This is a genomic window from Glycocaulis sp., from assembly GCF_052168375.1.
Taxonomy (GTDB): domain Bacteria; phylum Pseudomonadota; class Alphaproteobacteria; order Caulobacterales; family Maricaulaceae; genus Glycocaulis.
In genome coordinates this window covers 1-17,847 of sequence record NZ_JBQLZR010000245.1, presented here as the reverse complement: position 1 = coordinate 17,847, position 17,847 = coordinate 1, and the positions used below count along the sequence as shown (strand labels likewise).

The window sequence follows — 17,847 nt, the reverse complement described above, 5'->3', positions numbered from 1 at the left end:
CACAGGAAGACGGAGCCGCAACCGGAACCGTCGCGGCGCCAGCGGTCAATCGCCAGCGCACGCGCCGCCTGCGCATGGTCACTACATGGCCAGCTAACTTCCCCGGCCTTGGCACGGCAGCTGACACTACGGCCCGCCTGATCGGCGAGATGTCCGGCGGGGAACTGGAAGTACAGGTCTATGGCGCGGGCGAGATCGTCGGCGCGTTCGAGGTCTTCGATGCCGTCTCCAACGGTGTCGCCGACATGTATCACGGCGCCGAGTATTACTGGCAGGGCCGCTCCCCGGCCTACAATTTCTTCTGTGCCGTCCCGATGGGCATGACAGCCATGGAAATCATGGCCTGGGTCGAGTTTGGCGGCGGGCAGGAGCTTTGGGACGAGTTGTCGGCCCAGTTCAACATCAAGGCGTTCCAGGCCGGCAATTCTGGCCACCAGATGGGCGGATGGTTCAAGCGCGAGATCAACACGCTGGAAGACTTCCGCGGTCTTCGCGTGCGTATGCCGGGCCTTGGCGGTGATGTGATCCGCGCGCTGGGCGGCGCGGCCGTCGCTCTCTCTGGCGGGGAAATCTACCAAGCGCTGCAGTCGGGCGCGATCGACGCCACCGAATGGGTCGGCCCCTGGAACGACCTTGCATTCGGTTTCTACCGCGAAGCGCCCTTCTATTACGGTCCGGGTTTCCACGAGCCCGGATCCTCGCTGGCGCTCGGCATCAATCTGGGCGTCTGGGAAAGCCTTTCTGCCGAACACCGGTCCATCGTCAAATCTGCCGCTCACGCAGCCAACAATCTCTCGCTTGCCGAGTTCACCCACCATAACGGGATCGCGCTGCAGACCCTCATCGAGGAACACGGCGTTCAGCTGCGCTCCTTCTCCGATGAAATCTGGCGGGAGCTCGGCCGGGTCAGCGAAGAAGTCGTGGCCAACGCTGCGAATGCAGATGCCATCTCGCGCCGCGTCTACAACAGCTATGTCCAGTCCCGCCGCCGGTCGCGCGAATGGGCCAACGTGTCCGAGACGCCCTACCTGCAAAAACGTGAAATCGTGCTGGGCGGCTAACCGATGCGCGCGGGCGACTGGCTGCTGCTTCTGGTGATCGCGGGGACACTCGGTGTCGTCGCACTCGATCAGCTTACCGGCGGCAGTGTGGAGGCCTGGACGGCAACCAATCTTTCGCCCTTGGGGGCCGAGACCGCACGCATTCTCGGCTATATCGGGTACGGTCTTGCACCGATTGTCGCCCTGCCCTTGCTGGGAGCGCTCTGGACATTCTTTGCTGACCTGCCCCGCCTTGCGGTGACCGTCCTCAGCCGTATTGCGGCCCTGATCGATGCCATCAACACCGCTATTGGCGATGCCGCGCGCTGGTTCGCGCTTGGCCTTGTGCTCGTGACCAGCCTGATCGTGATCCAGCGTTATGTTTTCGGCATTTCGATCACAAAGCTGCAGGAATCCGTGATCTACCTGCACGCCCTGCTCTTCCTGCTGTCGAGCGCTGTGACGCTGATCGCTGGCGGCCATGTGCGCGTCGACATCATCTATTCTCGCCTGTCGGAGCGGGCAAAGGCATGGACCGATATCGCGGGCGTGTATCTCGCCCTCCTGCCGATGTGCTGGCTGATACTCGACACGTCGCGTTCCTATGTCGGCGGCGCCTGGCGCATCATGGAGCGGTCACGCGAAAGCGACGGGCTGCCTCTGGTCTTCCTGCTGAAGACAGCTATCCCGGTCTTTGCGGTGATGATGATCGCGCAAGGTGTGTCCATGGCCGCCAAGGCCGTTCTGACGGTCAATGACAAACGGCAGAAAGAGCTGAAAAGCCTGCGCCCCGGAACGGAGGCGCAATAGATGGATTTCCTGCTTCTGGCACTGCCCTTCCTGATGTTTGCGACCGCCGTCGCAGCGCTCCTGCGCGGATTTCCGGTGGCGTTCACGCTGGCAGGCGTCGCGATCATCTTCGCTCTGGCCGGGCTTGCACTGGGCGCCTTCGATCCGCTCCACCTGAGAGCCTTCCCCCAGCGCATCTACGGCAACATCATGGAGATGGACAAATCCATCCTCGTGGCGGTGCCGCTCTTTGTCTTCATGGGCGTGATGCTGGAAAAATCCCGCGTTGCGGAGGAATTGCTTGAGGCGATGGGCGCCCTGTTCGGTTCCTTGCGCGGCGGGCTCGGCATCTCGGTCATCGTCGTCGGCGCTCTGCTGGCCGCATCGACCGGCATTGTCGGTGCGACCGTCGTCACGATGGGCCTGCTTTCGCTGCCCACCATGCTGCGGCGCGGGTATGACCCGTCGCTCGCCAGCGGATCGATTGCCGCATCGGGCACGCTGGGCCAGATCATTCCGCCCTCCATCGTGCTCATTCTGCTGGGTGACCAGCTGGGCTCCGCCTATGCCCGCGCGCAGCGCGAGCAGGGTATTTTCGCGCCCGACATCGTGACGGTCGGCGATCTGTTTGCAGGTGCCCTCATCCCCGGCCTGATGCTGGTAGGCGCCTATATTGTCTACGAGATCGTCATCGCCGTGACCCTTCCCGCCGCGGCGCCAGCCATTCCGCGTGAAGAACTGGGCGCGACCAGCACTTTCCAGATCATCCGCGCACTCGTTCCGCCTCTGGCGCTTATCATCGCAGTGCTGGGCTCGATCCTCTCCGGCCTGGCCACACCCACGGAGGCCGCCGGTGTCGGCGCGCTCGGCGCAACACTGCTGGCGGGTTTCCGCAATGCCGGCGCCTCAGCCAACCCTTCAGCGGGACGCCTTCTGGTAGCGGCCGGCGCGCTGGGATTGCTCACGCTGATCGCCAGCGCCATGGTTCTGGACCTGCGCACCGGCGCTGCGGGCGCTGTGCTTACGTTTTCCTACATCCTTGCCGCGATCGCCGCAGCGGGCACGCTCTGGGCGCTTGTGCGCCTGTGGCGGACTGGTGTGCTGGACGATGTGATGACCCAGACGGCGCGCATCTCCGCCATGGTGTTCGTCATCCTCATCGGCGCGTCCCTCTTTGCGCTGGTCTTCCGGGAGCTTGGCGGGGATGGCAGCGTGCGCACCATGCTCGAAGCCGTGCCGGGTGGTGTCTTTGGCGCGGTGCTGGTGGTGATGCTCATCATGTTCGTGCTGGGCTTCTTCCTCGACTTCATTGAGATCATCTTCGTGGTCGTGCCGATCGTGGCTCCGATCCTGTTCCTGATGGGCGTGGATCCGATCTGGCTGGGCGTGCTGATGGCACTCAACCTGCAGACCAGCTTCCTTACCCCGCCCTTCGGCTTTGCCCTGTTCTATTTGCGCGGTGTTGCGCCGCCCGAACTGCCGACATCGGCGATCTATCGCGGCGCGATCCCCTTCGTAATTATCCAGTTGCTGGCAATCGGCGTTGTGGCGGCCATGCCGTGGCTCGCAACTGCGCTGCCGGAAATGCTCTATGGTTAGGCCCGACCTGCCCCACAAACCTGACATGCCCACACCCGCCGAACGCGCTGCGCTCCAACGCGGGGTGATTGTCGTCATGGCTATCGCCATAACGGCGCTGCTTCTGTGGATGGTGAAGGATTATCTCGGCGCCGTGTTCATAGCTGCCGTGCTGGCCCTCATGCTGACGCCTGTGCAGGACTGGCAGACACGCGCGACCGGCAATCGTCCACGCGTATCAGCCGGACTCCTGATCCTGTCGGTCATTGCCATCGGCCTCATTCCGCTGACCATCCTCATCGTGATTGTCGTACGAGAGGCGCTGCAGGTAGGCGAAGCACTTACACCCTTCGTGCAGGAACAGGTGACGGCCTGGCGCGATGCAGGCGGAGGCGTGCCGCAATGGGTGCCCTGGCGTGAGGAAGTCGTGCGCTATCAGGGTGAAATCGCCGGCCAGATTGGCAGCTTCGCTTCCACCGCAGGCCGCGTCTTCATCAATGCCATGACGTCAGCTGCGGGATCGACCCTGGTCGTCTTTCTGAACGGCATCGTCTTTCTCTACGCGCTCTATTTCTTCCTCGTGTACGGGCGCGACATGACAGCCACCACCTTGCGCCTTCTGCCGCTGCGCCCGCGCGACCGCATCCTGCTGGCCGGGCGCGCGGTTTCGACCATACGCGCGACCATCAAGGGCACGCTGGTGATCGGCCTTGTTCAGGGCACGGTAACTGGCCTCGCGCTTGCCCTCGCCGGAGTGCCGGGCGCACCCTTCTGGGGCGCTCTGGCCGGACTGCTCTCGGTCATTCCCGGTATCGGCACACCGCTGGTCTGGGGGCCGGCTGCGGCCTGGCTGATCGTGCAGGACCAGATGATTGCCGGGATCGTGCTTGGCGTTTTCGGCTTCGTGGTCATCATGAATATCGACAATTTCCTGCGCCCGCGCCTCGTCGGCAAGGACGCCAAGATGAGCGATCTGATGGTGCTGATCTCGACACTGGGCGGACTGACCCTTTTCGGTGCCATTGGCATTGTGCTGGGGCCGATGATCGCAGCGCTCTTCAGCGCAGTCTGGCACGTCTATGCGAGGGCTTACGCGCCGCTTCTGGCGGCCCGCTAGACGCTCGGCACCGCCCCGGCACGCGGTGTCGGACGCACCCCGCCCGCAAAGCGCTCCAGCGCGGCAATGCGCTTTTCCATCGGCGGGTGGGTGGCGAAAATCCCGGAAACACCGCTCGCTTTCACGTGCAGGAACATCTGGCGGACTTCTGCAGGCGCCCTCTCGACATCCGGGTTGCCAGAGACCTTCAGGAGCGCAGAGATCATCGCATCGGGATTCTTGGTCAGTTCGACGGCACCCGCATCAGCCATGTACTCGCGCTTGCGTGACAGGGTGAAACGGATCACGACCGCCAGCAGCCAGGCAAACGCCGCCAGCGCCAGACCGACAAAGATGAACACGCCCGCATTGCCCCCCGAACCGCGCCGGCTGCCCCCGGCCCTCACCAGCGAGGCCCGGAACAGCCCACGGACCAGCAATTCCACCGTAAAGGAAATGATGCCGACAAAGATGATGGAGATGACCAGAAGGCGGACATCGCGATTGATGATGTGGGTCAGCTCGTGGGCGAGCACGGCCTCCATCTCGTCCCGGTCCAGCGCCTCCATGAGGCCGCGTGTCACCGTTACGCTAGCCTGCTTTTCGGTCAGCCCCGAGGCATAGGCGTTGAGGCCGGAGCTTTCGATCACGCGCAAGGCCGGCATGGTCAGGCCGCGCGAGATACAAAGGTTTTCCAGCAAGTTATAGAGCTCCGGCTCCTGCTCGCGCGTAACTTTTCGTGCGCCGGTTGCCGCATCAATGATCGCCTGATGGGAGAACCAGGCGATCGCAAACCAGATCGCCACGCCGAGTAATGCCCAAGGCGTCACAAGCGGCATCATCTCCAGCGCTTCGCCCGAGCTGCGCGCCAGATCGCCCTGTTCATCCACCATGAAGGCGATGAACAGGGTCGTGAAGCCGAAGATCAGCCCCAGTATCAGGAACGGAAAGCCTGCCAGCAGCAGGATGGATTTGAGATTATTATTCCAGATGTGGGAGCGGAGGCCGGTCGCTGCGAGCATGACAGGCCTCCGCCCGTGTAACGGCCTAGAACTTCACCGCAGGCGCAGCGCGCTCAGATACTGCAATCTCGAAGAATTCGCGCCCCTTGAACCCGAACGGGCCTGCCAGCACCACGGCCGGGAATTGCTCTATGGCCGTGTTGTATTCGGAGACCGCATTGTTGAAGAAGCGGCGTGCGGCAGCGATCTTGTTCTCGAGGTCAGCAAGCTCGTTCTGCAGCGACAGGAAGTTCTGGTTTGCCTTCAGGTCCGGATAGGCCTCCGACAGCGCGAAAAGCTGGCGCAGCGCGCCGGTCAGCATGTTTTCAGCCGCGGCAAGGTCTTTCAGGCCGGTTGCGTCAATTGCCTGCTGGCGCGCCTTGATGACGTTCTCCAGCGTTTCCTTTTCGTGGCTGGCATAGCCCTTCACGGTCTCGACCAGGTTCGGCACCAGGTCATAGCGCTGCTTCATCTGGACATCGATATCGCCCCACGCCTGATTGGTCGTCTGACGCAGTGCGACGAGGCGGTTGTAGATGAGGATGATGGCCAGGCCGATAACGGCAAGGATGATGAGGAGGACGGTCAGTTCCATGGAAATATCCTTCCCGTGAGGAGGTGCAGGGCGTTCGCCCGATGATTAAACCCAAGTGGCCGTACCGCCAAGCCTTTCAGAGCGATCTGACAGGGATTGTCCGTCAGACCTGACCGCGCGGCGCAAACCGTCCCGAACGCGAAAAGCCTTTCGGCGCCAGCCGGCCTGCCTGCGCGCGCTTTCCAAGGTAGAGCTTCCAGTCCTCCACCGGATGACGGCGCCCTGCCCCGTCGGTCCAGCTGAGGCCGTCCTCGGCCGCGAAAACCGTGACATCGCTCACCTCGCCGCCCTTCCCGCCCAGCAGGCGCACGCCCTTGCCGCGCGCCATTTCGGGGATTTCGTCGAGCGGGAAGACCAGGAGCTTGCGGTTTTCCCCGATCACGGCGGCGGTATCGCCCTTCGCTTCGGTCACGACGATGACCTCAGCCCCGTCGACGAGATTGACGAGCTGGCGGCCTGCCCGCTTGATCGCCGGTAATTCGGATTCCGCCACAAGGAAGCCGTGACCCGAACTCGATGCGATAAGCAGCTTGCGCGACGGATCGTGTTTTACCAGCAATAGCGGTGCAGAGCTTTCATCCAGATCAATCTGGAGGCGCACAGGCTCACCAAAGCCGCGCCCGCCGGGGAGCTTTGACGCATCCAGTGTGAAGACCCGCCCGTCCGTCGCAAACAGCAACAGCTTGTCGGTTGTCTCGCAGCGTACCGCAAAGGCCGTCTCGTCTCCGTCCTTGTGTTTCAGGCCGGAGAGGTCATCGAGATGACCCTTCATGGCGCGTATCCAGCCCTTTTCAGACAACACGACTGTTACCGGCTCACGCACCACGAGGGCTTCCTCGACCCGGTCGGCAAGATCGTCGGCAGGGGCATCGGCAAAATGGGTGCGGCGGCGGCCGAGGGCAGTGCGGGGTCCGAAACTCTCGCGCACAGCAGCGATCTCGCCGTCCACCTTTTCCCATTGCAGCGTGTCGCTGGCGAGAAGCGCTTGCAACTCCGAGCGTTCACCCGCCAGCCGATCCGACTCCGCGCGCAGTTCGATCTCTTCCAGCTTGCGCAAGCTCCGCAGACGCATGTTGAGAATGGCTTCGGCCTGCCGCTCGGAGAGTTTGAACTCCGCCATCAGATCAGGCTTGGGCTCGTCACTCTCGCGGATGATGGCGATCACCCGGTCGAGATTGAGGAAGCAGATGATGTAGCCAGCCAGCACTTCCAGCCGGTCCTCGACGGCGGCAAGGCGCTTGGCGGCCCGGCGCACGACCACCTCGCGGCGGTGATCGAGCCAGATCTGGAGAACTTCCCTAAGGCTCATCACGCGCGGCGCGCCCTTGGGGTCGAGCACGTTCATGTTCAGCGGGAAGCGCACTTCCAGGTCGGTGGCGCGGAAGAGCGATTCCATCAGGACTGCCGGGTCCACGGTCCGGGCGCGCGGCTCCAGTACGAGGCGGACATCCTCTGCGCTTTCATCCATGACATCGGCCAGCAGCGGCAGCTTTTTGGCATCCATCAGAGCGGCAATACGCTCCACCAGGCGCGCCTTCTGGACGAGATAGGGAATCTCCGTGACGACGATGCGCCAGGTGCCGCGCCCCTGGTCTTCGACTTCCCATTTCGCCCGCAGACGGAAGCCGCCACGGCCCGTCTCGTAGGCTTCAAGGATCGAGGCGGCCGGCTCAACGCACGTGCCACCAGTCGGGAAGTCCGGCCCTTTGACAAACTTCGCCAGCGCGCGGACATCAGCGTCCGGTCTGGCTATCAGATGGCGCGCGGCATCGCAGATTTCAGCCGCATTGTGGGGCGGAATGCTGGTCGCCATGCCGACCGCGATGCCCGTCGCACCATTGGCCAGAAGGTTCGGGAAGGCGCCGGGCAGGACGACCGGCTCTTCCTCCGACCCGTCATAGGTCTTGCGGAAATCGACCGTGTCCTCGTCCATGTCGGCAAGGAGCAGACGGGCCGCCTCTGTGAGGCGCGCCTCGGTGTAGCGCATGGCGGCTGCGCTATCGCCGTCCACATTGCCGAAATTGCCCTGCCCCTCGATGAGCGGGTAGCGGGCAGCAAAATCCTGCGCCAGACGCACCAGCGCGTCATAGACGGACTGATCGCCGTGCGGGTGATACTTGCCGATCACGTCGCCGACCACACGGGCCGACTTCTTGAAGGCGGCGTCCGGGTCCAGCTTGAGCAGGCGCATGGCATGCAGAAGCCGCCGGTGCACAGGCTTGAGCCCGTCGCGCGCATCGGGCAACGCACGCTGCGTGATCGTGGAAAGCGCATAGGCAAGATAGCGCGAGGACAGGGCATCCTCGAAGCGCTCGGGGAAAATCCGTCCTGCCTCGCCCACCGGTTCGTGTCCCATTAAACGCCTCGTGATGTGATTCTTCTTGGGGCCAGTATAGGGCGTGCAGGCTAAAGTCTGCCTGCCGATTCCAGCCGCTCGATCATGCGTGCGCGCGCTTCCGGCAGAACCCGGTCAGCCGGCCACAAGACCCGTCGCTCGATGAAATGGGCGGTCAGCTTCAGACCCGCCGCAATATCGCCGGGCTCGACCACCCCGGACCCCGCCATGAAGCCCGGCAGGGCCAGAAGCCGGTCAGCGTATTCGGCGCCCGCTTCGGCGCAGACCGCCCGGCCTGTCCGGGGGCTGACATAGACAAGATTGTCGGTGCGCCCGGTAGCGGCGCATTTCTTCAAGTCCATGCCATAGCCGAGATCGGCCAGAAGGCCGGCCTCCCAGCGAATGTAGAGCGCTGGCCAGATATCGAGATCGCTCAAGGACGAGACCAGAACCTCGAAAGCGCCATGGACGGCCGGATGTGCTTCGCGCTCCGGCAGGGCCAGAACGGCCATCGCGCAGGCCGCATTGAGGCCCGACAAAGCCAGCGGGTCATCCATCAGCGCCCCGGCATCCAGAGAGACCGGCTCCAGTGCAAAATTGCCCAGATGCTCGTCCAGGCGCGCTCGCCAGACCGCGCTGACGGCATTACCCGGCTGCAGTATCGGACGCATCGCCTTTGACCGCCCGCCGCGCACAAGCCCCGGATGGCGGCCATGATCAGGGGTCAGCAATTCCACAATGGCGCTGGTCTCGCCATAATTGCGAACCGCTATGATACGCCCGGTATCAGCCCATTCCATGGCCGGCCGCCTTTCCTCCCCCGTTTACGGGGGAGGTGTCGAGCGCGAGCGAGGCGGAGGGGGGAGAGACAATTCCCCCCCTCGCCGCTTCGCGGCACTCCCCCCGCAGGCGGGGGGAGAAACCTGCTTGCGCCTTACCAAGGCTCACGCATCAAACTCCAGGCCCAGAGCCGAATAGCGCGCGCGCTCCTCGCTCCAGCCCGGACGCACCTTCACATGGAGGAAGAGGTGCACGTCGCGCTCAAGATCGGCAGCGAGTTCCTTGCGCGCGAGCTCACCGATCACTTTGAGCGTCTGGCCGCCCTTGCCGATAATCATCGGCTTGTGGCCCTCGCGCTCCACGTAAATGGTCTGCTCGATGCGCACCGAGCCATCCTTACGGTCCTGCCAGCTATCGGTCTCGACGGTCAGCCCGTAAGGCAGTTCGTCATGGACGCGCAGGAAGAGCTTTTCGCGGGTAATTTCGGCAGCCAGCAGCCGCATGGGCAGATCGGCGATCTGGTCTTCGTCATAGAAGAAGGCGCCTTCCGGCATCAGGGAAACGAGGCGTGCGCCAAGGTCTTTCACGCCGCTGCCATTGCTCGCCGAGATCATGAAGACCTCGCTGTAAGCACCTGTTTCATGGAGGCTTTGTGCGAGCGCCAAAAGCTCGTCCCGTTTGATCAGATCAATCTTGTTGAGCGCCAGAATGGCCGTTCGGCCTGCGGTCTTGAGGCCGTCAATGACGCGGCGCGTGTCTTCGTCGGCGCGGCCATCCTGCCCGCCCGTCCTGCCCTTCAGAACGCGCGACGCTGCGGCTGCATCGACAACGTGCACGATGGCGTCGGCTTCGTCCGCTCCAGCCCAGGCCGCCGCTACCATCGCCCGGTCAAGGCGCCGGCGCGGCGCGAACACGCCGGGCGTATCGACGAGAACTACCTGCGTGCGGCCTTCCATCATCACGCCGCGTATCTGAAAGCGGGTGGTCTGGACCTTATGGGTGACTATCGACACCTTCTGACCGATCAGTGCATTCACAAGGCTGGACTTGCCGGCATTGGGCGCGCCCATCACGGCAACGAAGCCGGCGCGGGTGGTCTCGTTACTGCTCATGGGCGTGTTCCTGTTTCAGCATTGCGTCAGCGGCGGCGCGCTGCGCGGCCTGTTTGGTATTGCCCTCGCCGACTGCCGGCGAAAGCCCGTCAATGCGCACCTCGACGGTGAAGTGGGGACGATGGTCAGGCCCTTTGCGCGATAGCGTTTCATAGACCGGAGCCGTCAGCCGCTTGCGCGCCGCCCATTCCTGCAGCGGCGATTTGGCATCCTTTGCGCGCCGGGTCAGCTGGTCCAGCTCACCCTCCCAGGCCTGATTGAAAAATACGCGTGCAGCCTCAAGTCCGCCATCAAGATAGATGGCACCGATCAGCGCTTCACAGGCATCGCCCAGAATGGATTCCTTGTCGCGCCCGCCCAGCCGCTCCTCGCCCGGTGACAGCAGGAGCGCATCGCCAAGACGGATCGCGCGGGCCACACGCGCGCAGGCTCCCTTGTTGACCAGCGCATTGAGCCGGTGGGCAAGCCCGCCTTCGCTCAGACCCTCGAACATGGAAAAAAGCCGCTCCGCCACGAGCAGGCCCAGCACCCGGTCGCCCAGAAACTCCATCCGCTCATTGGAATCGGTCTTGCGGCGGCCATCTCCATGGCTGGAATGCGTCAGCGCGATTTCAAGCAAGCCTTCATCGCTAAAGCGATAGCCTATGGTTTCCTGCAGGCGGGAGATGCGGTTGGTCATGCGCCCTGCCCCGTCCGTGGAATGGCTTCCAGGATGGCGAAGGCCTGCGCCCAGGGATAATCGTCGGTCAAGGTGAGGTGGACGGTGAAGTCCATGCCGTCCGGCGTCAGCGCGCGAGCGCGCTCCAGCGCCTTTCCCGCAAGTTTCATCGTGGGCTTGCCGCCCTTCAGGTTGATGACTTCCAGATCGCGCCAGATCACACCGCGATATATCCCGGTGCCGAGTGCCTTGGCCGTTGCCTCCTTGGCGGCGAAGCGCTTGGCATAGGTCTCCACCTCACGCATCCGGCTTTCGGCTTTTGCCCGTTCTCCGGCACTGAAGACACGGGTCTTGAACCGGTCGCCAAAGCGGTCAATCGAGCGTTCAATGCGGCGAATGTCGATGATGTCGGTGCCGATACCGAGGATCACGCCGCCCGCTCCGCCCGCGCTTCATCCATAAGGGCGCGCATGCGCCGGACAGCCGTCTCCAGCCCGGTGAAGATGGCCTCCCCGATCAGGAAATGGCCGATATTGAGCTCGGCAAGCTCCGGTATCGCCGCCACAGGCTTCACATTGTCGAAGGTCAGGCCGTGACCGGCATGGGGCTCGATACCGCGCCGCGCAGCCTCGCTGGCGGCCAGTCGCAGGCGTTCCAGCTCTTTCGCGACCCCGTCCTCGTCACCGTCGAGCCATAGCTCGGCATAGCGCCCCGTATGCAGTTCGACGACCGGCGCGCCCAGCACCTCGGCGACAGCGATCTGGACCGGGTCCGGCTCGATGAAGAGCGAAACGCGGCAGCCCGCCTCTTTCAGCCGGCGCACTATCGGCGCAATCGTGTTGTGTAGCCCTGCGACATCCAGCCCGCCCTCGGTCGTGCGCTCCTCGCGCTTTTCCGGAACGAGGCAGGCGGCATGCGGCCTGAAGCGCTCCGCGATCCGGGTCATCTCCTCGGTTGCCGCCATTTCGAGATTGATCGGCAGGGGCGTCGCAGCGCGCACGGCTTCAAGGTCACCGTCGCGGATATGGCGGCGGTCTTCACGCAGATGAATGGTGATGCCGTCTGCGCCTGCCATCTTTGCAATCGCCGCAGCGCGCACAGGATCGGGATGGGCCCCGCCACGCGCATTGCGAATGGTTGCTACGTGATCAATGTTGAGGCCGAGGCGCAGCATGGGTGTCAGGCCTCCAGACCACGGCTGCCCGGCTTTATGGCCGGAATGCGCTCAAGTTCAGGGGGCAGCTGGTCTTCGGCATAGGCCGGGAATGCCACAGTCGCGAGCGCGATCAGGGGCACGCCCACATCTGCGCGGCCACCGGAGCGGTCAACGAGGCAGGCTTCTGCCACGACCTTCGCGCCGGACTTGCCAATCGCCGTGATGCACTCACGCGATGAAAGCCCTGTCGTCACGATGTCTTCCACCACCAGAACGCGGTCTGCTGCCGTCAGCTGAAAACCGCGCCGCAGGCGGAACTCGCCATCCTCCCGCTCGACGAACAGGAAAGGCAGGTCTAGCTGGCGCGCGGTTTCATAGCCTGGAATGATCCCGCCGAGTGCCGGCGAGACGATCGCCGTAATCGGCTCCTTAACCTGCTCGCGAATGGCTTCGGCCAGCGCCTTGCAGAGCTTTTCGGTGCGGGCAGGTTCGCGGAAAACCAGCGCCTTTTGCAGGAACACCGGGCTGCGCAGGCCAGAGGACAGGATGAAATGTCCTTCAAGAAGCGCACCTGCCTCGCGAAACTCGTCCAGCACCTCGTCAGCGGTCATCATGTCCGGTCTCCGTTCAGCCTGTTTGCGCGCTACTCGTAGCGAGCGCGTTCGGCGGTGACTACCCGGTCGCAGGTCTTCAGTGCAGCCACGATATTGGAGAGGTGGCGCGCGTCCACCACCTCGATGTCGAAGGCCATGTCGAAGAAATCGCGTGAGCGCGACAAGGTCTTGATGTTGGTGATATTGCCGCGCGCCTCGCCGACCGCCCCGGCAATCTCGGCCAGCACGCCCGGTTCGTTGCGCACCGTGGCCAGCACCCGGCCGACGGAAACCGCATTGGCGCGGGCTTCCGGCGTCCATTTCAGGTCGATCCAGTTATCACCCGATGCCGGATCGTCCTCTTCGAGTTCCGCCAGCCGCTCGCAATCAATGACATGGACTTCCACGCCGGCTCCCTCGCGCATGATGCCGACAATCCGGTCCCCCGGCAGAGGCGAGCAGCATGAGGCGAAGTGCAGGGAGACGCCCGGCGTCAGCCCGCCGCCATGAACATAAAGCGCGCCTTTTTCATCATCGATGAGTTCGCGCTCGCTGGGATCATTCGGGTTCTTTTCGCGCTGGCCGGGGAAGACGGCATCGAAAAGCTGGGTTGAGGTGACCTGACCGCGCCCAAGCGCCTGGTAGAGCTGCTCTGCGGTCTTCAGGTCAAGCCGCGTCAGCGCATCGCCCAGCATGCTTTCCTTGAAGGCCTTGCCCTCCCGCTGGAAGGCGTGCTCGGCAATGACCTTGCCCAGCCGCTCGAACTCCTGCAGCTGCGTCTCGCGGATCAGCTTGCGAATGGCGGCCTTGGCGCGGCCGGTGACCACCAGATCTTCCCAGCCCGCCGGCGGCTGGCGCACCCCGCCCTTGATAATCTCGACCGTATCGCCATTGCGCAGGCGGGTGCGTAGCGGCCGTTCACGGCCATTGATGCGTACACCGACCGCGCCTGCCCCAAGCTCGGTATGGACCGCATAGGCGAAGTCCAGCGGCGTCGCGCCCTGAGGCAGGGCAATGAGCTCGCCCTTGGGCGTGAAGGCGTAGACCTGGTCGGTGAGCATCTCCAACTTGGCATGCTCGAGGAACTCGTCCGGATCGCCGCCCTGCTCGAGGATCTCGACGAAGGCGCGAAGGCGGCTGAGCGGGTCGCCACCTGCCTCCCGCGCGGACTTGGGATCATAACCGTAGCGCCCGGCCTTGTAGCGCCAGTGCGCGGCAACCCCGGTTTCAGCCACAGCCTCCATCGCCTCGGTGCGGATCTGCAGCTCCATGCGCACATTGTGCGGGCCGACGATGGTGGTGTGCAGCGAGCGGTAATTGTTTGGCTTGGGCGTGGAAATGTAGTCGTGAAAGCGCTCCGGCACCGAGCGCCAGTTCTGATGGATGACGCCGAGCGTGCGATAGCACTCGTCAGCCGTGTTCACGATCACGCGGAAGGCATAGATGTCGGCGATGTCGTCGAAGGATGTGCCTTTGCGCTCCAGCTTGCGCCAGATCGAGTAGGGCCGCTTCTCGCGCCCGAAGACGCGGCAGTCTATTCCGGCCTCATCCAGGCGCTGGGACAGGAGCGAGGACATGGCTGCAATCGCGGAGGCACGCGTCGTACGCAGCGCCGCCAGCCTGCGGGTAATGGACTCATAGGCATCCGGGTTGATGTTGCGGAAGGCCAGGTCTTCCAGCTCGACGCAGATCCGGTTCACGCCAATACGCCGGGCCAGAGGCGCATAGATTTCCAGCGTCTCGCGCGCAATGCGCTCGCGCTTTTCCGGCTTCGGCATGAAATGCAGCGTGCGCATGTTGTGCAGGCGGTCGCACAGCTTCACCAGCAGCACGCGGACATCATCAGTGATCGCCAGCACCAACTTCTGGAAGTTTTCAGCCTGGCGGGTGCGCTTGTTGATCAGCTCCATCTGGCTGAGCTTGGTCTCACCGTCGACCAGACGTGCAACATCTTCACCAAATAATTGTGTTATTTCTTCTAGGGTTGCATCCGTATCTTCAACTGTATCGTGAAGCAGTCCGGTGCACACCGTCGCAACATCGAGATGTAGATCGGCCAGCAGCATGGCCACAGCAACCGTGTGCCCGTAATAGGGCTCCCCGGAATGGCGGGTCTGGGATGCGTGCTTCTCGCGGGAATATTCGTAGGCCCGGCGGATGAGGTCGTCATCCGCGTTCGGGTGATATGCCTTTACGCGCGCAATGAGGTCATCAGCGCTTGGGATGGCTCCCGGCGCTTCGGCGGTAGCGCTGAGCGCGGCCCCGCCCAATGCCTACAGACGGCCGTCTGCCGGCCCGTCCCGATCGCTTTGCAGGGCGCGCAGCATGGCCGCCTCGTCCATTTCCGGAGCCGGAAGGGCGCGCGGGGCCTCGCCGGTTTCCTGACGGGCATCCTCTTCGTCCTCGTCGGCGGGAATGACCCGCTCCAGACCCGTCACCAGGCTTTCGGACAGAGCCTCGAGGTCCAGCTTCTCGTCTGCAATCTCGCGCAGGGCCACGACCGGGTTCTTGTCATTGTCACGGTCGATCTGAAGTTGCGAGCCAGCCGCGATATTGCGGGCACGGTGCGCAGACAGAAGGACGAGCCGGAACCGGTTCGGGACTTTTTCGATGCAATCTTCAACAGTAACGCGAGCCATGAGCGGGGACGCTCCCAAAATGCAAACAGGGGGTCGGGGGTAATAGCGAAACTTCCTGATACCTTAGTGTGCCGCCAGCATCAAGTGCGGCGCTGCGCTGCACAACGCATTATCTCACGCCTCGAACGGGCCAACCCGACGCGTCGCGGCAATTTCATCGCGGGGTAGCCGGGCGATCAGCGCCTCAATTCCTTCCCCGGACACCGGATGGATCCAGCGCGGCGCAATTTCACGCAAAGGCAAAAGAACGAACGCTCGAATATGTGCGCGCGGATGCGGCAGCACCGGACCGGGCGGGCCGGCGTGGACCTCTCCGGCAAAATCAATAAGGTCGAGATCGAGCGTACGCGGTGCATTGAGCGCGCTTCGCACCCGCCCCAGGCCTGCTTCGATGTCGTGCAAACATGCAAGCAGTTCGCCTGGATCGAGCTGGGTCTCGATCTCCGCCACACTGTTCAAATAGGCCGGGTCTGACGGGTCGGGCCAGGCAGGTGAATGCCACAACGACGCACGCCTGCTGATCACCACACCGCGCGCTTCAAGGGCCTTGCAGGCCTGCGCCAACACCCCACGTGACGGAGTGTCGCCCAGGGCTTGGTTTGAACCGAAAGCGATGTAGATACTCATGCGACGACCTGATTTTATTCCGCCATTAGCCCCTGATGAGGAGCCCCATGACATTTTATCCCAATGAACGTATCGGCCTATTTATCGACGGCGCAAACCTCTATTCGGCAGCCCGCGCCCTCGATTTCGACATTGATTACCGCAAGTTGCTCGAAGAGTTCCGCAAGCGCGGACGGCTCGTGCGCGCCAACTACTACACCGCGCTGCTCGAAAACGACGACTACACCCCGATCCGGCCGCTCGTCGACTGGCTCGATTATAACGGCTTCCGCATCGTCACGAAGGCGGCGCGCGAATACACCGACGAAAATGGCCGCCGCCGCATCAAGGGCGACATGGATGTCGAGATCGCCGTCGACGTGCTTGAGGCGTCCGCCTATCTCGATCACATCATCCTGTTCTCCGGCGATGGCGATTTCCGCAAGGTGGTCGATGCGGTGCAGCGCCGGGGCGTTCGCGTCTCGGTGGTTTCCACGCTGAAATCCCAGCCGCCCATGATTGCCGACGATCTGCGCCGCCAGGCCGACAATTTCATCGAATTGTCGGAGCTCGCCCGTCTGGTTGGACGGGAACGCCGGGCCCGCGATGACTATTCCGCGCCTGCCGGTGACGACGATAATGACGCATAGCGTACCGGCTGAACCGCCCGCCGATTGCCCGCTCTGCCCTCGCCTCGTCGCCTATCGCCATGAAAACGCGCGCCAGGAACCGGACTGGTTCAACGGTGCGGTAGCATCTTTTGGTGACGCGGACGCGCGGCTGCTGATCGTCGGCCTCGCGCCGGGCCGGACAGGGGCAAACCGGACCGCACGCCCCTTCACGGGCGACTGGGCTGGCGACCTGCTCTACGCGACGCTGGAGCGTTATGGCTTCTCGAAGGGGACCTACAAGGCCGATCCGGGCGACGGCCTGACCTTGCACGATGCGATGATAACCAATGCCGTGCGGTGCGCGCCGCCGCAGAACAAGCCGGTCGGCGCCGAAATGGCCAATTGCCGCCCGTTTCTGGCCGCGCGCATCGCGGCCCTGCCACGCCTGAAAGTGATTATCGCGCTCGGGCGCATCGCCCACGAGAACACGCTTCGCGCACTGGGTAAGCGTCCGTCTGCCTACACCTTCGCGCATGGCGCAACCCACACTATCGAAGCCACTGATGGCCCGCTCGCGCTGATCAACAGCTATCACTGCTCGCGCTACAACACGAATACCGGTCGCCTCACCGAAGCGATGTTCCATGACGTGTTCGAGGCGGCAAAGGCGCTGCTTCGCGAATAGCCCGCCTGCTCCCTGAATCCGATTGACGCCACTGGCACCCGGTCTAGCCTCCAATGCCATGCTGCCAGCACGGCAGAATCGGACAGTCGGGGTGGGTCATGTTCAAATGGATATTCGGGATTCTGGGCGGCTTCATTGCGCTTATCCTCCTGTCAATCGGCCTTGTAGTGGGCTTGCCCTGGTTGCCAGTCCTGGCGGACCAGGCCGGGGCAGACCGCTACCGCGACTGGCTTGAACAAAACCGGGTCGAGCTCGACATCGCCGCACCGGACATGAACCTCGCCCTGTCAGAGGAACATCTCGAAGCCCGCTACATCCTGCTGGGCGAGATGCATGGCTTTGCCTTCCCGCAGGAGCTGGACGCCGCCCTGATCACGTATTTGCAGAATGCAGGCCCGGCCCGCTGGTATCTCGCCGAAATTACGCCGCGCGAGGCGATTGCGGTAAACCTCTACATTTCCAGCGGCGACGACGCGCCGGTGAGAGCCGTGTTCGATCGCTTCGCAGAGATGGGGCTTCAGTGGGCCAATCAGGAATTCTTCGCGAAGCTGACCACGCTGAGGACCCTGAACA

At 63.4% G+C, this 17,847-nt stretch carries 19 protein-coding genes; 7 read left to right on the top strand and 12 right to left on the bottom strand.

All coding sequences use genetic code 11. The features are described 5' to 3' along the window. The 4 genes from ACTS2Z_RS09955 to ACTS2Z_RS09940 all read left to right on the top strand — a co-directional run. Nucleotides 1-1,061: TRAP transporter substrate-binding protein (locus ACTS2Z_RS09955; RefSeq protein ID WP_442573059.1), on the top strand; the 1,061-nt coding region annotated here is incomplete at its 5' end. Between the two features lie 3 nt (nt 1,062-1,064). Next, the gene (locus tag ACTS2Z_RS09950; RefSeq protein ID WP_442573058.1) at nt 1,065-1,850 is read left to right on the top strand and encodes a TRAP transporter small permease subunit; all 786 of its coding nucleotides are present in this window, start codon (nt 1,065-1,067) and stop codon (nt 1,848-1,850) included. Further along, nucleotides 1,851-3,428 carry a TRAP transporter large permease gene (locus tag ACTS2Z_RS09945; RefSeq protein WP_442573057.1) on the top strand — a complete coding sequence of 526 codons (1,578 nt, stop codon included), beginning with the start codon at nt 1,851-1,853 and terminating at the stop codon, nt 3,426-3,428. Next, the gene (locus ACTS2Z_RS09940) at nt 3,421-4,524 is read left to right on the top strand and encodes an AI-2E family transporter (RefSeq protein WP_442573056.1); all 1,104 of its coding nucleotides are present in this window, start codon (nt 3,421-3,423) and stop codon (nt 4,522-4,524) included. The genes ACTS2Z_RS09945 and ACTS2Z_RS09940 overlap by 8 nt, the downstream gene beginning before the upstream one ends. Here the strand turns inward: ACTS2Z_RS09940 and ACTS2Z_RS09935 are convergent. The 12 genes from ACTS2Z_RS09935 to folK all read right to left on the bottom strand — a co-directional run bounded on the left by ACTS2Z_RS09935 (nt 4,521) and on the right by folK (nt 15,999). Next, nucleotides 4,521-5,525 carry a M48 family metallopeptidase gene (locus tag ACTS2Z_RS09935; protein ID WP_442573055.1) on the bottom strand — a complete coding sequence of 335 codons (1,005 nt, stop codon included), beginning with the start codon at nt 5,523-5,525 and terminating at the stop codon, nt 4,521-4,523. The two genes, ACTS2Z_RS09940 and ACTS2Z_RS09935, sit on opposite strands and share 4 nt — an antisense overlap. Before the next feature lie 25 nt (nt 5,526-5,550). Further along, nucleotides 5,551-6,099 carry a LemA family protein gene (locus tag ACTS2Z_RS09930; RefSeq protein WP_442573054.1) on the bottom strand — a complete coding sequence of 183 codons (549 nt, stop codon included), beginning with the start codon at nt 6,097-6,099 and terminating at the stop codon, nt 5,551-5,553. Between the two features lie 103 nt (nt 6,100-6,202). Further along, nucleotides 6,203-8,455, bottom strand: a complete 2,253-nt coding sequence (gene parC / locus ACTS2Z_RS09925; protein WP_442573053.1) for a DNA topoisomerase IV subunit A — start codon at nt 8,453-8,455, stop codon at nt 6,203-6,205. Between the two features lie 50 nt (nt 8,456-8,505). Continuing rightward, nucleotides 8,506-9,234 (bottom strand): DNA repair protein RecO, encoded by a 729-nt coding sequence (gene recO / locus ACTS2Z_RS09920; protein ID WP_442573052.1) that lies wholly within the window; start codon nt 9,232-9,234, stop codon nt 8,506-8,508. Between the two features lie 144 nt (nt 9,235-9,378). Further along, nucleotides 9,379-10,326: a GTPase Era gene (era, locus tag ACTS2Z_RS09915; protein WP_442573051.1), complete on the bottom strand. Its 948-nt coding sequence runs from the start codon at nt 10,324-10,326 to the stop codon at nt 9,379-9,381. Then, nucleotides 10,316-11,005, bottom strand: a complete 690-nt coding sequence (rnc, locus tag ACTS2Z_RS09910; protein ID WP_442573050.1) for a ribonuclease III — start codon at nt 11,003-11,005, stop codon at nt 10,316-10,318. Before rnc ends, era begins: the two co-directional genes overlap by 11 nt. Continuing rightward, a complete protein-coding gene (gene acpS / locus ACTS2Z_RS09905; protein ID WP_442573049.1) occupies nt 11,002-11,415 on the bottom strand; it encodes a holo-ACP synthase in 414 nt (137 codons plus the stop codon). The genes rnc and acpS overlap by 4 nt, the downstream gene beginning before the upstream one ends. After that, nucleotides 11,412-12,158, bottom strand: coding sequence for a pyridoxine 5'-phosphate synthase (locus tag ACTS2Z_RS09900; protein ID WP_442573048.1), 747 nt, complete (start codon nt 12,156-12,158; stop codon nt 11,412-11,414). Before ACTS2Z_RS09900 ends, acpS begins: the two co-directional genes overlap by 4 nt. Before the next feature lie 5 nt (nt 12,159-12,163). Then, a complete protein-coding gene (gene pyrE, locus ACTS2Z_RS09895; protein WP_442573061.1) occupies nt 12,164-12,751 on the bottom strand; it encodes an orotate phosphoribosyltransferase in 588 nt (195 codons plus the stop codon). Between the two features lie 32 nt (nt 12,752-12,783). Further along, nucleotides 12,784-15,003: a RelA/SpoT family protein gene (locus ACTS2Z_RS09890; RefSeq protein WP_442573047.1), complete on the bottom strand. Its 2,220-nt coding sequence runs from the start codon at nt 15,001-15,003 to the stop codon at nt 12,784-12,786. Nucleotides 15,004-15,006: 3 nt separating this feature from the next. Continuing rightward, on the bottom strand, nt 15,007-15,372 hold the full coding sequence (gene rpoZ / locus ACTS2Z_RS09885) for a DNA-directed RNA polymerase subunit omega (RefSeq protein WP_442573046.1): 366 nt from the start codon (nt 15,370-15,372) through the stop codon (nt 15,007-15,009). Between the two features lie 114 nt (nt 15,373-15,486). After that, nucleotides 15,487-15,999, bottom strand: a complete 513-nt coding sequence (gene folK / locus ACTS2Z_RS09880; RefSeq protein ID WP_442573045.1) for a 2-amino-4-hydroxy-6-hydroxymethyldihydropteridine diphosphokinase — start codon at nt 15,997-15,999, stop codon at nt 15,487-15,489. A 47-nt stretch (nt 16,000-16,046) separates the two neighbouring features. Between folK and ACTS2Z_RS09875 the strand changes: the two genes are divergently transcribed. The 3 genes from ACTS2Z_RS09875 to ACTS2Z_RS09865 all read left to right on the top strand — a co-directional run. Further along, entirely contained in the window at nt 16,047-16,628 is a 582-nt protein-coding gene (locus ACTS2Z_RS09875) for a LabA-like NYN domain-containing protein (RefSeq protein ID WP_442573044.1), read from the top strand. Next, the gene (locus ACTS2Z_RS09870; RefSeq protein ID WP_442573060.1) at nt 16,618-17,274 is read left to right on the top strand and encodes a uracil-DNA glycosylase; all 657 of its coding nucleotides are present in this window, start codon (nt 16,618-16,620) and stop codon (nt 17,272-17,274) included. The genes ACTS2Z_RS09875 and ACTS2Z_RS09870 overlap by 11 nt, the downstream gene beginning before the upstream one ends. A gap of 98 nt (nt 17,275-17,372) precedes the next feature. Next, the coding region (locus ACTS2Z_RS09865) for a hypothetical protein (RefSeq protein WP_442573043.1) at nt 17,373-17,847 on the top strand (475 nt) is incomplete at its 3' end.

Bases quoted from the DNA above. Each gene is read 5' to 3' on its own strand.
- ACTS2Z_RS09940 (WP_442573056.1), top strand. From the start codon at position 3,421: ATGGTTAGGCCCGACCTGCCCCACAAACCTGACATGCCCACACCCGCC.
- ACTS2Z_RS09935 (WP_442573055.1), bottom strand. From the start codon at position 5,525: ATGCTCGCAGCGACCGGCCTCCGCTCCCACATCTGGAATAATAATCTC.
- ACTS2Z_RS09950 (WP_442573058.1), top strand. From the start codon at position 1,065: ATGCGCGCGGGCGACTGGCTGCTGCTTCTGGTGATCGCGGGGACACTC.
- rpoZ (WP_442573046.1), bottom strand. From the start codon at position 15,372: ATGGCTCGCGTTACTGTTGAAGATTGCATCGAAAAAGTCCCGAACCGG.
- recO (WP_442573052.1), bottom strand. From the start codon at position 9,234: ATGGAATGGGCTGATACCGGGCGTATCATAGCGGTTCGCAATTATGGC.
- ACTS2Z_RS09875 (WP_442573044.1), top strand. From the start codon at position 16,047: ATGACATTTTATCCCAATGAACGTATCGGCCTATTTATCGACGGCGCA.
- folK (WP_442573045.1), bottom strand. From the start codon at position 15,999: ATGAGTATCTACATCGCTTTCGGTTCAAACCAAGCCCTGGGCGACACT.
- pyrE (WP_442573061.1), bottom strand. From the start codon at position 12,751: ATGACCGCTGACGAGGTGCTGGACGAGTTTCGCGAGGCAGGTGCGCTT.
- era (WP_442573051.1), bottom strand. From the start codon at position 10,326: ATGAGCAGTAACGAGACCACCCGCGCCGGCTTCGTTGCCGTGATGGGC.
- ACTS2Z_RS09945 (WP_442573057.1), top strand. From the start codon at position 1,851: ATGGATTTCCTGCTTCTGGCACTGCCCTTCCTGATGTTTGCGACCGCC.
- parC (WP_442573053.1), bottom strand. From the start codon at position 8,455: ATGGGACACGAACCGGTGGGCGAGGCAGGACGGATTTTCCCCGAGCGC.
- ACTS2Z_RS09930 (WP_442573054.1), bottom strand. From the start codon at position 6,099: ATGGAACTGACCGTCCTCCTCATCATCCTTGCCGTTATCGGCCTGGCC.
- ACTS2Z_RS09870 (WP_442573060.1), top strand. From the start codon at position 16,618: ATGACGCATAGCGTACCGGCTGAACCGCCCGCCGATTGCCCGCTCTGC.
- rnc (WP_442573050.1), bottom strand. From the start codon at position 11,005: ATGACCAACCGCATCTCCCGCCTGCAGGAAACCATAGGCTATCGCTTT.
- ACTS2Z_RS09900 (WP_442573048.1), bottom strand. From the start codon at position 12,158: ATGCTGCGCCTCGGCCTCAACATTGATCACGTAGCAACCATTCGCAAT.